Here is a 13,195-nt window from a genome sequence, read left to right as displayed (position 1 = left end):
CTCAAAAGCCGGAATCTCACGATTCCGGCTTTTTTCATTGCGGCACCCTACTCTATATATTGCCCTGCTCCGGGCCAATCAGCTGATTGATGCGCAATACCTGATCTGCCGCCTGCAGCAGCAGCGGATGCTGCGCCATACCGAAACCATCACGCACCAGCGCCATGACAAAACGCATGCCATGCAACACCAGCCGTGCAGCATGCTGCTCATCCGGATGCAGCACATTGCCGGCCACCCGTGGCCGCAAGCGCCGCTCGCGCCCGGCAGCCATCAACCGCAAGCCCTCTGCCGGCGGTGACTGCCGGCTATACAAGCGGTAGGGCAAGGGCCACTCATCCACCACCGGCGGCTGGCGTCCGGTCAGCTCCTGTACCACCTGCTCCAGCTCGCCAGCCAGCCGCAGCAGCGCATCCAGCCCGGCCTTCACCTGACTGCGTCCGCCCTGCATCATCTGCTCGTGCAGCAACAGCACCCGGCGATGCAAAAAACGCAGCTTGGCCAGCGCCAGCCGACGCCCGTCGTCATCCTGCCCTTCCCTGGCCTGTCTGGCCAGATCATCCAGATAGGCCACCCAGTCCAGGTATTCAGCCAATACCTCGCTGCCGGGCTGAAAATCGGCCAACTGCGCCACCGCAGGCGCAGCGCGATAAGCCGGCAGTGGATTCCAGGCCGACGCATTCAACAACACATTCTGCTTGGGTGTGACTTTCACAGTGACTCCTCATCGCCTTGCTTGCCAGCCCCATGCAATTAAAACTGTACGCTTATTTTATTTTAAATATATCGGCAAATTATGCCGTAACTTCAGCCTCCGCCATAGTGCGCGCAGCAACCATGAAAAATGCCAGAGCAACGCTCTGGCATTTTTGGGCAGCAAAGACTGACAACTCAGGAAAACAGCATGTGCCCGAGCTTGGCGGCCTTGGTATCGAGGTAACGGTCATTGTGCGGATTACGCCCCACCATCAACGGCACCCGCTCTACTACATCAATACCAGCGTTCTTCAGGGTTTCCAGCTTGCGCGGGTTATTGGTCATCACCCGCACACTCTTGATGGACAGCGCATCCAGCATATGGCGCGCCACGCGGAAATCACGCATGTCCGCCGGAAAGCCCAGCTGTTCGTTGGCCTCTACTGTATCCGCACCGCCATCCTGCAGCTTGTAGGCGCGGATCTTGTTGATGAGGCCAATACCGCGACCTTCCTGCCGCAGGTAGAGCAAGGCACCACGACCTTCCTTGGCGATGGCGTCCAGTGCCGCCTCCAGTTGGAAGCCGCAATCGCAGCGCAGCGAAAACAGCGCATCGCCAGTCAGACACTCCGAATGCAGACGGGCCAGCACTGGCAGACCATCGGCAACATTGCCAAGGGTCAGCACCACGTGTTCGCGCCGGGTCTCGGTTTCCTCGAAACCATGCATGGTGAACTCACCCCACGGCGTGGGCAGGCGGCAGCTGGCCACATAATCGACAGCGGGTTCTACCAGGGGATTAGGAAATTGCACGGCCATGCTTGCTCCGGAATCTGTTCAGAAAGCTTAGCGCTTGCCACGCAAAGCAGTTAGTAATAGTCAGTACTATTTAACTGAGGGCAAGTTACATCTTTTCAAGCGGCGGCATGGCAGCGAATGGAGCGGCCAGAACAATGGCCAATGCTGCCAGCCAAACCAGACGGCTTTCATCGAAGAAACCCACCTGGCTGGATTCAGCATCCAGAATGCCCAGCACGCGGTCGTGCTCGTCAACGATGGGCAGGCAGACTTCGCTTTTTACCTTGGGATCGCATTCGTAATAGCCGCCGCCTTCTGCCCGCCAGGCGGCCACGTCTTCAATCAGCACGCCCCAGCCGGTCAGACCCACCCGGCTGTTATTGCTGGTTTCGGCAAATGCTTCAGTCAGCGGAAATTCCGCCCGGCTGGGCAGGCCCAGATAAGCCAGCTTGAGCAGACGCGCCTGCTTGCCTTCGCCGGCGCGGCGATAGATGCCCAGCCAGTCGGCACCGATCTTGTGATTGACCGAATCCACCAGCGCATTCAGATTAGTCAGCAGAGTGCGGGCCGGCTCGCTCTCGCCGCCAAACCAGGGGGCCAGGTCATACGGCTCGTCGGCCAGTTCCTCGATCAGCGAGCAAGCACCATCCTCGCTCAGCTTGGGCACCGGATAGCGGAACAGATCGCGCTGCACCGTCGCCTTGTCCACGTCCAGCACCGCCTGCAGGGTCATCACGGCGATTTGCAGTTCGGTACGGTCAAGCTTCAAACCCTGTTCGCGCACATAATCATTAAGCTGGCGGTTGGGTATCATCAACACTCCTGGCATTAGCATAAACATTTGTCGGCAGCCATCCGGCCGTCGACAACATCGAACCTGCAAGGATACCAAGACCACCGGCAAAAGTCGCCCCGTTCACCAGAGTGGTTTCCCGCGATTCAGTGGCCGGCTAGCCGCTTTGGTGTCCAGTCCTAACATAGGTTGACACCTGCCAGCATGCCGCACCTGCTGGTCAGATACCCACTACTGACGCCCGGTGTACTTCATCGGGCGTCTTGTAGTGCAGCGACTGGTGTGGACGCTCCTCGTTGTAAATCCTCACCGACTGTTCCACCATCTTCCTCGCCTGCTGCAAATCTGCTGGCCGATGCAGCAACAACTCGCCTTTCAGAATCCCGTTCACCCGCTCCGCCAGCGCGTTCTGGTAGCAATCGTACCCATCAGTCATCGAGCAGGTCAGCCCGTGTCTGGCGTGGATTTGCTGATAGTAGGCCGAACAATACTGAATCCCGCGATCTGAGTGATGAATCAGGCGCTGCCGCGAACGGCGTGTCCGCAACGCCATATAAAGCGCTCTGCTGACTTCCTCTGTTTGCAGGCTGTCATGCACGTGATAGCCAACAATTTTCCTGGAGTAAGCATCCGTCACCAGACTCAAGTACGCAAACCGCTGCGCTGTCGGCAAGTAGGTGATATCTGCCACCCATACCTGCTCCGCTCCCGTTGGGACACGCTGCTGCGGCCCGGCCTTCAGCAGATTCGGATGGCGGTAAAAGCGATGGTGACTGTGCGTGGTTTTATGGTAGGCCCGGTATGGCACCACCAGCAGGCGACTGGCACGCAACAGATCAAACAAACCGTCCCTTCCCAGTTTGATCCTCGCTTCTGCCATGCGCGATTTCAGCACATGGTGCAGCTTTCGGGTTCCCAGGCGCGGCTGGTGCAAGCGGATGTCCCGCACCCACGCGATGACTGTGCCATTCTGTTCGGCACGATGGCTTTCGCGTTGGCGGCCCTGGTAATAGGCTTGGCGACTCAGTTGGACATAGCGGCAAGCCCGGCCCTCGCTCAGCCCTTGGACGCGCCTTTGGGCAAGCACCTGCCCGAAGGCTTTTTTACGACGCGTACTCCGTAGTCTTGCTTCAAGACTTCAAGCATCGCTTCGAATAGCTGTGCTTTCTCATTGGCTTCTTTGAGTTGGGTTTCCAGCACCTTGATCCGCTGTTCAGGCGTCAGTGGCTTGCTCGCTTGGTCCGGCATTGCGATCCCCAGTGTGCGACGGGAGGGCTGGGCACTCCAGTCCTGCAAACCGTGCTTGCGTAACCATACCAGTACGGTAGAACGACCTTGAATACCATAGTGGCATTGTGCTTCTTTGTAAGTCAGTTCGCCTTTTTCCACCTGGGCAACGACCGACAGTTTAAAAGCCAGGCTGTAGTCTTGCTGGGTGCGCTTAATCCTTGATTCCATATGACTCTCCTTCGTTACGGCGAAAAAGTGTCAACTTATTTCAGGACGGGACATGGACATGAAAAAAGCTCCCTCGCGGGAGCTTTTGGTGTCATGCCAGGTGCGCGTAATCAGCCGGCACGGCCCAGCTTGAAGTTTTGCCACAGACGCGAGTACACGCGCAGGGTTTTCGGGTCAACCGACTTCATGATGAAGCCTTTTTTCACATCATCTGCCGTCGGGAAGATGCTGCGGTCAGCCAGATACTTCTTGTCAACAAAGGGACGTGCAGCCAGGCTGCCCGGTGCGTAAGTCACCTTGTTGGCGTTGGCGGCTGCCACATGCGGGTCCAGCGTGTAGTTGATGAAGGCCAGCGCATTGGCCACATTGGCCGAATCCTTCGGAATGGTCATGCTGTCCACCCAGAAAGCCACGCCAGACGACGGCATCAGCACCTTGATGTTCACGCCGCGCTTGGCTTCTTCGGCACGACGCTTGGCGATGTTCAGGTCGCCGCCATAACCCATGGCCAGGCAGACGTCGCCATTGGCGATGTCGTTGATATAGCCGGAGGACGAGAACTGGGTGATGCTGCTGCGGATGGCAGCCAGCTGCGGGGTAACGGCCTTGTAGTCGGCTTCGTTATTGCTGCCCGGCTGCTTGCCGTAGTAGTGCAGTACCTTGGGCAGTACGTCGGCAGCGGAGTCCAGAATGCTGACGCCGCAGGACTTCAGCTTGGAAGCGTACTCCGGCTTGAACAGCAGATCCCATTCATTGGCCGGCAGCTTACCGCCCAGCGCCTTTTTCACCTTGTCTTCATTGATGCCCAGAGTGATGACGCCCCAGAAATACGGCACGGCGTATTTGTTACCCGGATCGGATGCTTCCATCAGCTTCAGCAGGGCCGGGTCCAGGTTCTTGTAATTGGGGATCTTGCTCTTGTCCAGGGGCTGGAACAGGCCGGCCTTGATGCCGACTTCCAGCACATTATTGGAAGGCACGGTGATGTCATAGCCGGAGCGGCCGGTCACCAGCTTGGCATTCAGCGTCTCCATGCTGTCATACACGTCGTAGCGTACCTTGATGCCGGTTTTCTTGCTGAAATCGGGCACCGTGGTGGGCGCAATGTAATCCGACCAGTTGTAAATATTAACAACCGGTGCGCCAGCCTGAGCAGCCAGTGCAGATGCAGCCAGCAGGCCGCCTACAAGCATTTTTTTCATTGTTTCCCTACTCCTTCGATACAGGTTTGATGCTGCGTGCCTGTTTAGAATATCAGCACATTTGTGATCAAATCTACTATTTCCTTAAACAGCCACTGCGGACAGGCTGCTCGCAAGCAGCGGTTTGGTCCAGCACAAAGACAAAAACCGCCAGAATATGGCGGTTTTGACACTGGCTAGCAAGACAGCGCAGCAGCTAGTGCCGCGCCTCGCGCACGGCCGCCAGCAGGTCGTAATTGAACAGGGTATTGGCATCTTCCTCGTCAAATACATAATGCTGGTTGCAATAATCGCAGACGATTTCCACGCTGCCCTGCTCCAGCAAGACTTCGCCCACTTCCTGGCCACCCAGCATTTTCAGCATATTGCCCACCCGCTCCTGGCTGCAGTTACAGGCAAAGCTGACGCCCTCCGGCTCGAACACCCGTACCGTTTCCTCATGAAACAGCCGGTGCAGAATATCTTCTGCCGACAGGCCGAGCAGCTCTTCTGCCTGCAAGGTGCCGCCCAGAATGCTGATGCGCTCCCAACCTTCCGGCTCGCCATGTCCATCCGGCAAACGCTGCAACAGCATGCCGGCGGCCGTGCTGTCGTTACAAGCCAGCACCAAGCGGGTTTCCAGCTGTTCGGAACGCAGCATGTAGTTTTCCAGCATCTGGCCGATGGTGTCGCCCTCTAGCGCCACAATGCCTTGCCAGGTTTGCGATTTGTCATGCCGGGGCTCCAGCGTGATGACAAACTGGCCGCTACCACCCAGCAGTTCCAGAATGGGAGCGTCGTCCGCCAGGTCGCCATCCCACTTGGCCGTGGCGCGTACCGTGCGGTCGTGATTGCACTCCACCACAGCCAAGCGCAAGGGGCCGCTGCCATGCAGCTGCAAAATCATCGCGCCCTCGAATTTGAGATTGGCAGCCATCAATTCGGCCGCCGCCATCATTTCACCCAAAATGGTTTTCAGGGCTGCCGGATAGGCCCGGCGTGCCAGCACCTGCTGCCATGCGCCATCCAGGCGCACCAGCGCACCGCGTACCGGTGCACCATCAAACAGGAAGCGTTGCAAAGTATCGTGTTGGCTCATGCTGTTTTTTCCTTGGCGGCGTCCTCGGCCACTGCTACGGTATAGACGGTCATTGGCAAGCAGGAATTGACATCAAACTCGCAACCGGCACGCACGCCGATTTCTGCGATTTCCTGCGCACTCAAATCCTGCTCATAAGCGGCAAACATCGCCCCCATGGCAAATTTGCGCCCTGAACCTATCGCCCAGAAACGCGAGAACTGGTAGATCTCGCGCATGGGATAGACACCAAAAATACCGTGGGCATTGGCGATCACCACCATCATCTGACTGGATTCATAGGGATCTTCCTCGTCCTCTTCCGGACGCAGGTAAAACCCGTCTTTCAATTTGGGATGCAGTTTGCGAAAGGTATCGAAAATACCCTTGCGACTGGTGAGATCCTTTTTCTTCAACTCTTTCAACGCACCTTGCAATACCAGGTCGTGGGCTGCAGAACCGGAAATGGCCAGATAGCTGTCGCCATGCTGGAAAATCTTGTTATGAAAACAGTCATAACCGGCCAGCAGTTTCTGGTCGTCGCCAAAGGTGGTCTGGCTATCGGCGGCAATAGCAATCTGATTGCCTTTTCTCACTGCCACAATGGTTGTCATTACTACGCTGCCTGCTTGCAAGGGAAGGGGCTAATATAGGGTCGCAACGCAAAAAAGCAAGTATGCAGCCCCCAGACAAGCACAAAGCCGACTTGCGTCGGCCTTGTCATCATCCACCAAGCACCAAGAACCTACAAAACCACGGCGGGCTTCTTCACCAGCTTAAGCTTGCTGCCTGCAGAGTTGTAGGACTGTGCTGCCGGATCTTGCGGCACAGCCTGCTGCTCGACAGGCACCCCACCCTTGGGCGGCAGGGACAGCCAGCGTACTGCCGCCAGCTCGCCCGGATTGCCGCTGTCGCTCTTGCAGGTCAGACACACCGGCTTGCCACTGCGCTCCTTGAGCGCGTGGTCCACCCGCTTGCCCACCACCGCCACCGAATGGGTACGCTGCCACTCCAGCAGGCTGTCGGCCAGATGGGGGAAGGACGGGTCATCCTGCTTGTAGTGGTTCTTGTAGGCCGTCAGCCACAGCTCACCAGCGCCATCCTCGTTGAGCAGGACGGTCTGGTAGGCCACGGTAACCGCCGCACCTTTTTGTACCGTACCGGCCAGATTCAAGGCATCGGGGTTTTTCAGCCGGATACAGCCATGGCTGCGAAAACCTGGCACCGAACCGGGCGCATTGGTGCCATGAAAACCCAGCCCCAGCTTGGCCTCGCCAAAGCGGATGAACACCGGCCCCAGCGGATTGTCTGGGCCGGGCGGCACCACGGTCAGCACCGGCTTGCCCTGGTTTTTCTGCTCGTCCTGGATCGACTTGGGCACATGCCAGCTAGGATCACGATACACGCCGGTAATGGCATAGCTACCAGTCGGCGTCTGGGTCAGCATCTTGCCTACCGCCACCGGGTAGATTTTTTGAAGACGGCCATCCTGATACAAAAACAGCCGCGCCTGCGGCAGATTCACCACCAGATGCTGGCCGGTCTGACTGATCAGAATATCCGGCTCTGGCATGTTGGCAGCCCAGCCAGCCATGCTGCCCAGCAGCAGAACCACACCAGGTACAAGAGTAAAAACCGACTGCTTCATCGCGCACCAGACCAATAGTTTTTGATTGAAGGCATCATAACAGAAACCCGATATCGACCGCTCTGGCAAAAACCCCTGCGCAGCGGCGCATATTTTGAGAAAATCACGCTTTTCCGCCTGATTTATCACACGAATACAATGACTCAGCAACAGACCATTGCTCTGGTCGAATCACTTGACCACGAAGGCCGCGGGGTCGCCCACGTCGACGGCAAAACCATTTTCATCGACGGTGCCCTGCCGTATGAAAAGGTAATATACAGCGCCTACCGCAAAAAGCCCACGTACGAAAACGCCGATACCACTGCCGTGCTGAAGGAAAGCTTCATGCGCGCCACACCAGCCTGCCCGCACTACGGCACCTGTGGCGGCTGTTCCATGCAACACGTCGAGTTTACCGCACAGGTCGCCATCAAGCAGCGCGTGTTGGAAGACAACCTCAAGTTCATCGGCAAGGTGAAGGCCGAGCGCATTCTCACCCCGATTGCCGGCCCCACCTGGCATTACCGCCACCGCGCCCGTCTGTCGGCACGCCTGGTGGCAAAAAAGGGCGGCGTACTGGTGGGCTTCCATGAGAAGAACTCCAGCTATATCGCTGAAATGCGCGAGTGTCATATCCTGCCCAAGCACATTTCCGACCTGATCATGCCGCTGCGCGAAATGATCGCCAAACTGTCGATCAACAGCCGCATGCCACAAGTGGAAGTGGCAGTAGGTGACAAGGTGGACGTGCTGGTATTCCGCAATATGGATGCCATCAGCCAGGCTGACGAAAAGCTGCTGCAACAGTTCGCCGATCAGCATTGCCAGCCACAGCGCCCCCTGCAGATCTGGCTGCAGCCAGCCGGCCCGGATACCTGTTATCCCATCTACCCGCTGGATGCGCCAAAGCTGACTTACAGCATGCCGCAATACGGCGTGGAAATGCCCTACTACCCCACCGAATTCACCCAGGTCAACCCGCAGATCAATGCGGTCATGGTGGCACGCGCCCTCAGCTTCCTCGACCCGCAAGCGGGCGAACGCATTGCCGACATGTTCTGTGGCATCGGCAACTTCACCCTGCCCATTGCCCGCTCCGGCGCTAATGTACACGGCATGGAAGGCAGCCTGGCACTGGTCAAGCGCGCCGTGGAAAATGCCACCCATAACGGCCTGCAAGACAAGGTGACGTATGAAATGGCCAACCTGTTCGATGTCACCCCGGAAAGCTTTGCCGCGCTGGGCAAATTCGACAAGATGCTGGTCGACCCACCGCGCGACGGTGCCATCCAGCTGCTCAAGGCCATGACCGACGATACCGCGCCGCAGCGCATCGTGTATGTTTCCTGCAATCCGGCCACCCTGGCGCGCGACGCCAATGTGCTGGTGAACACCAAGGGCTACACCCTCAAGGCCGCCGGCATCATTAACATGTTCCCGCACACCGCCCACGTGGAGTCCGTCGCCTGGTTCGAAAAAACCGGCCCGGCCAAGAGCCTGAAGGAAGTGGCGGACATGGAAGCGGCAGAAGAAGCCATCCGCGAAGCCAAGCGTCAGGCCCGCAAGGCTCAGGAAGCCGAGGCAGAAGCCAAGAAGCAGGCGGAACTGGCGGAAAAAGCCGCTGCCAAGGAAGCGCGCCGTCAGCACTATCTGGATAACAAAGAGTATTACGACGCCAGAAGTGCCGCCCAGCAGCAGGCACGCGATGCAGCTGCCGGTGCAGAGGACAGCACAGCCAAGGAATAAGCTGTTTTAGGTGTTTTCTTGTAGCGTTCGACCCCAGTTGTCACCCCGGAGCGAGCCATGCAGGCGCACCTGACCGACAGCTATATTTCTAGGATCAAGACCCCGGATTCACGTGTAGAACTCAAGGACACGCGGATACCGGGGTTTACTTTGCGCGTAGGAAAGCGCGCTAAGGTGTGGTACTTCCGCAGCACAGTACGCAGCGAACGCGTAAGCATCAAACTAGGCACATGGCCTGTAGTGAACGCAGAAATGGCCAGAGCACGTTGCATACACTGGTTACAGCACAACCGTGATACCTACACGGTAGACAGCGGCAATACCCCTTCCAGGGCCGTTAATCAGCCTATCCCCTCCCCTACCTTGCAAGAGGTGTACGACCAGTACATCAAGGCCAAGCAGCTAAGACCAACTTCAGTAGCTACCTACAGCAAAACACTTCGGCTGTACCTTTCTGAATACGCAGCAAAACCCCTTACCGGCTTCACTTCTCAGCTTGTGCGTAAGTTATATGCAGGGCTGAAAAACAAGATTTCAGTAGCGAAGGCAAATTCAGCAGTTACTTTGCTAAAAGCAATCTGGCGATGGTGGGGTGCTACGCAGGAAGTTGAACTACCAGATGTATTCACGGCCCTCACTGCTTCAGGTGAAAAGCAGCGTACACGGGCTAAAGATGATGTACTAATCGACAGCCAACTGCGTGAACTTGGCAAGACACTAGGCAAGGTCCGTACAGAGAAGAGGCTGTTTACTATGGTAGGGCTATACACAGGGCTGCGCTTGTCTGAACTTCTAAAACTCACACCGTCATGTATAGACTTTAATAATAGGCTGTTTTCATTGCATGAAACAAAAAATGGTAGGCCACACACATTACCAATAAGTAGAGAGCTAGAACCCATCCTAAGGCAACTATGCGCCAGCAAAGGTAAAAATACCCCCCTATTTCCGGCTCAGGCTAAAAACTGGTGCTCAGCAATTGCGCAAGCAACAGGCATTACATTTAGTGCTCATACCTTAAGACGTACTTTTGCCTCTCAAGCCGCTAAAATTGGATTAAACACATACCAAATAAAAGCAATGTTAAACCATCACGCAGGCGGCGACATTACTCAACTTCACTATATACGCTTCACCGTGGATGATCTATTTACACCAATGCAGCTATTGAATACACAAATCAACAAACTAATGCAAATTAAATAATAAAAGCATAGCATAAACCTCTCAATAACAAATAACACCTACACACCAAAGGTATTGGCATGCATTGTCATGAATATGAAAAATACTGTATCAACCCGCCAGCTAGAATAATGCCCAGAACACCTAGGGACGGGAGAACCTGTATTTTCTTTATACCACAGCACTCACTACTATTGCACACCCTAGCCTATCGCCAGAATCCTGCAACTTCCCACGAATAGCCGGTATAAGGCTAGCAACACTAGAACATTCGGCTAAGCAATTCTCATAGAATCACACCTGCTCAGTATCGAAACCCTATACTCGACTAATCAAATTTGAAACGTTAAGTCATTTTATTCTTATGCTTTGCAGTTCCAGCAAGATACTGAAAAATGCGCTGCTCAGTAAGCCCTAAAATTCGGGCAACTTCCTTTGCTGACATTCCAGACTCGTACAACTCAATGGCCTGAAACCTCTTGATCTCGCTTTTACTAGGATTGTCAACGAAACACTTGCGATTAACTTTAGCTTCGGGCAAATAGTTGTCAATAATGTATTCCGCTGTTGGAAGATCAACAACTACCAAGTTTATCGGCTGGCGATTTTCAGGATTGCGTAACCGACACCGGAGCAACATCTGGTAAGCCGCCTCAAAACTCATGAAATCCTCTATCGCCTTAATAAGCAAGTCTCCATCTCCATGGTAATATTCGCAGAATTGTTTTATCTGCTTTTTAGCTTGAATATTTAGCCTTGACACTCCCAACCATACCGCATTGACATACCCAGCCATACACTGTTCTACGTCCTCTACCCCACGATAGAGCAACTCCTCCTCACTCATTCCATGGAGTTCATCACCACCGAAGACATTAACACCATGGGAGATATAACCGACCTCAGTTCCATTTTCATAAAAGTACTCCTTTGCCTTTGAATTAAAAGCATACTTAATTGATCCAGAAAATTTATCTGTATTAGTAGCATAGATAAACTTATCAAAACTCAAGCCAACGACTCGCTCACACAATCTTTCAAAAAGATTCCTTTGCGATAGTTGGCTTAAGCTTGTTCTTTTTTCAAGCAGTGGGTAAAAAGTCACAACAAGTCCATAATGCTTATTCCTTGATGGATCTGGTTGCATTGATGCTGGTGCAAGAACTGATGGAATCTTAAGCACTTCCCTTGCAACCACTACCAAAGGCGAATTTTCCGCATTCGCAGATACAAAATAAAAATCAGCACAATTTTTCAAAACCTGAAAAAGAGGATTAGGGATGTAGCCATTAATCACCACTCCATTACTCTTGTTTCGTGTCTTGAATAGCGGAAAATCAGCAAGAACAGCCCACACAGAAAGTCGAGTGTGGCTATCACCAGCCTGTAATTCCCTGTAGTAACTTCTTAAGCCTACCTTATCCGCAGCAGTAATGAATTTCGCTTTTTCATCACCATCAATAGGGGTAGTAGAAATATAATCTAACCACTTATGATTTTTTTCTACGCCTACGGTTATTTTAGAAGAAACGATAGCAGAAGGCGATTCATCCAGAATTACACAAAATTCTTTCAAATCGCTCTGCAATCCTTTATCCATTACCACCTGTCTGCCCAAATTTTCTAATGCCTTATGAGTAATCACAAGCACTCGACTATCTGATGCGGGGCGCAAATGAGAGTTCAACTCCTTAGCTACTAATACACCATCAGTACTAAGAATACTTCTTACTCCCTGCATATAGCCCTCTCTCCTCAGAGAGGCATACACCTCGCGAGCAAGAGTGATAGTAGGTAGTGCCACAATAAATTTAATATTGTGACAATTCTCCTTGATGTACCGCACGTAGCCGTAAGTCTTACCAGAGCCACATATACCGGTAATCAAACGAATTTGATCTGCCATTTTCAACCTATGTGTAGCCCATGCATATAGCATGAGCCAAGTTAGAAATTACTCTTGGCAGATAACACCACTCAAATTTCCTCATATATAACATAGTAAAAATTTTAGTATGAGTAATACTCTTTAGAGGGGGAGAGGAGCTGGACATCCCCCCCTCACTAAAGGTAATAACTAGTTTTAAGCTAAGTTTTATTACTCGTGTTATCTGCAGGAGTATTGCTTGTTTCAGGGCGCATATAAATTATTCAATACGCCCCTAGCAGCATGTGAGGTGATGAGATGTACACTTCTGATATGTGTATACTTCAGTAGATCACTAGTTCCTGCATAGACACTAGCTCACTCACTGAAACAAATCAGTGTGTACATATAGGCAAGGTGCTTGCATTCCTGCCACGCACTATGTAGAATGTTAAAGATCAGTTGGCATGCATTTTCTTGCAAATGCCAAACCAAAAAGTATTACCCTCACACCTCATCTAGTCAATAAATTCGCTGATTGTTCAATCAAAAAATATCGGAAAAATAAAACACACTTAGTAATCAATATATTGCTGTGTTGTATTTTTACCGTACCCTATGATTACTCTTGAACTACGAATAGGCGCGAGTATGGTTAAGCCTGTGCCATAGCCACAAAGGGTAAGTTCTTTAGAATTTCAAAATATCTGTATGGGGTATTTATTGGGACTTCGGAACTGCTAAGGTTTCGCGGACATTTCGT

Annotated in this window: 11 protein-coding genes; 2 read left to right on the top strand and 9 right to left on the bottom strand. The window is 53.4% G+C overall.

What is annotated here, in order from left to right; genetic code table 11:
- Nucleotides 1-52: 52 nt before the first annotated feature.
- The 8 genes from DBR44_RS01270 to DBR44_RS01235 all read right to left on the bottom strand — a co-directional run bounded on the left by DBR44_RS01270 (nucleotide 53) and on the right by DBR44_RS01235 (nucleotide 7,652).
- Nucleotides 53-715: a hypothetical protein gene (locus DBR44_RS01270; protein WP_124641271.1), complete on the bottom strand. Its 663-nt coding sequence runs from the start codon at nucleotides 713-715 to the stop codon at nucleotides 53-55.
- A 176-nt stretch (nucleotides 716-891) separates the two neighbouring features.
- Nucleotides 892-1,515 (bottom strand): GTP cyclohydrolase II, encoded by a 624-nt coding sequence (gene ribA / locus DBR44_RS01265; RefSeq protein WP_124641269.1) that lies wholly within the window; start codon nucleotides 1,513-1,515, stop codon nucleotides 892-894.
- A gap of 85 nt (nucleotides 1,516-1,600) precedes the next feature.
- On the bottom strand, nucleotides 1,601-2,308 hold the full coding sequence (locus DBR44_RS01260) for a GAF domain-containing protein (RefSeq protein WP_124641267.1): 708 nt from the start codon (nucleotides 2,306-2,308) through the stop codon (nucleotides 1,601-1,603).
- A 199-nt stretch (nucleotides 2,309-2,507) separates the two neighbouring features.
- Nucleotides 2,508-3,745 (bottom strand): IS3 family transposase gene (locus DBR44_RS01255; protein WP_199730941.1). Its coding sequence is split into 2 segments (ribosomal slippage): nucleotides 2,508-3,392 and nucleotides 3,395-3,745, totalling 1,236 coding nucleotides; the frame shifts between segments, so codons are not numbered across the junction.
- A 110-nt stretch (nucleotides 3,746-3,855) separates the two neighbouring features.
- Nucleotides 3,856-4,947 (bottom strand): polyamine ABC transporter substrate-binding protein, encoded by a 1,092-nt coding sequence (locus DBR44_RS01250; RefSeq protein WP_124641265.1) that lies wholly within the window; start codon nucleotides 4,945-4,947, stop codon nucleotides 3,856-3,858.
- Between the two features lie 196 nt (nucleotides 4,948-5,143).
- Nucleotides 5,144-6,025 (bottom strand): Hsp33 family molecular chaperone HslO, encoded by an 882-nt coding sequence (hslO, locus tag DBR44_RS01245; protein WP_124641263.1) that lies wholly within the window; start codon nucleotides 6,023-6,025, stop codon nucleotides 5,144-5,146.
- Nucleotides 6,022-6,618 carry an MFS transporter gene (locus tag DBR44_RS01240; protein WP_124641262.1) on the bottom strand — a complete coding sequence of 199 codons (597 nt, stop codon included), beginning with the start codon at nucleotides 6,616-6,618 and terminating at the stop codon, nucleotides 6,022-6,024. The genes hslO and DBR44_RS01240 overlap by 4 nt, the downstream gene beginning before the upstream one ends.
- Before the next feature lie 131 nt (nucleotides 6,619-6,749).
- Nucleotides 6,750-7,652 carry a L,D-transpeptidase gene (locus tag DBR44_RS01235; protein WP_124641260.1) on the bottom strand — a complete coding sequence of 301 codons (903 nt, stop codon included), beginning with the start codon at nucleotides 7,650-7,652 and terminating at the stop codon, nucleotides 6,750-6,752.
- 138 nt (nucleotides 7,653-7,790) lie between these two features.
- Here DBR44_RS01235 and rlmD point away from each other — a divergent pair, with 138 nt between their 5' ends.
- On the top strand, nucleotides 7,791-9,380 hold the full coding sequence (rlmD, locus tag DBR44_RS01230; RefSeq protein WP_124641258.1) for a 23S rRNA (uracil(1939)-C(5))-methyltransferase RlmD: 1,590 nt from the start codon (nucleotides 7,791-7,793) through the stop codon (nucleotides 9,378-9,380).
- A gap of 57 nt (nucleotides 9,381-9,437) precedes the next feature.
- Nucleotides 9,438-10,586: a tyrosine-type recombinase/integrase gene (locus DBR44_RS01225; protein WP_124641256.1), complete on the top strand. Its 1,149-nt coding sequence runs from the start codon at nucleotides 9,438-9,440 to the stop codon at nucleotides 10,584-10,586.
- 325 nt (nucleotides 10,587-10,911) lie between these two features.
- On the opposite strand, the gene DBR44_RS01220 is transcribed toward DBR44_RS01225, so the two are convergent.
- A complete protein-coding gene (locus DBR44_RS01220) occupies nucleotides 10,912-12,471 on the bottom strand; it encodes a DEAD/DEAH box helicase (RefSeq protein WP_124641254.1) in 1,560 nt (519 codons plus the stop codon).
- Between the last annotated feature and the right edge of the window lie 724 nt (nucleotides 12,472-13,195).

Source organism: Aquitalea sp. FJL05 (assembly GCF_003852595.1).
GTDB classification, from domain to species: Bacteria; Pseudomonadota; Gammaproteobacteria; order Burkholderiales; family Chromobacteriaceae; genus Aquitalea; species Aquitalea aquatilis.
Note: the sequence above shows the minus strand (reverse complement) of the source record. Positions and strands in the feature narration are given on the sequence as shown.

Excerpts from the sequence above, each read along its gene's own strand:
- DBR44_RS01250 (WP_124641265.1), bottom strand. The coding sequence starts at position 4,947 with ATGAAAAAAATGCTTGTAGGCGGCCTGCTGGCTGCATCTGCACTGGCT.
- rlmD (WP_124641258.1), top strand. The coding sequence starts at position 7,791 with ATGACTCAGCAACAGACCATTGCTCTGGTCGAATCACTTGACCACGAA.
- DBR44_RS01240 (WP_124641262.1), bottom strand. The coding sequence starts at position 6,618 with ATGACAACCATTGTGGCAGTGAGAAAAGGCAATCAGATTGCTATTGCC.
- DBR44_RS01235 (WP_124641260.1), bottom strand. The coding sequence starts at position 7,652 with ATGAAGCAGTCGGTTTTTACTCTTGTACCTGGTGTGGTTCTGCTGCTG.
- DBR44_RS01225 (WP_124641256.1), top strand. The coding sequence starts at position 9,438 with ATGCAGGCGCACCTGACCGACAGCTATATTTCTAGGATCAAGACCCCG.
- hslO (WP_124641263.1), bottom strand. The coding sequence starts at position 6,025 with ATGAGCCAACACGATACTTTGCAACGCTTCCTGTTTGATGGTGCACCG.
- DBR44_RS01220 (WP_124641254.1), bottom strand. The coding sequence starts at position 12,471 with ATGGCAGATCAAATTCGTTTGATTACCGGTATATGTGGCTCTGGTAAG.
- ribA (WP_124641269.1), bottom strand. The coding sequence starts at position 1,515 with ATGGCCGTGCAATTTCCTAATCCCCTGGTAGAACCCGCTGTCGATTAT.
- DBR44_RS01260 (WP_124641267.1), bottom strand. The coding sequence starts at position 2,308 with ATGATACCCAACCGCCAGCTTAATGATTATGTGCGCGAACAGGGTTTG.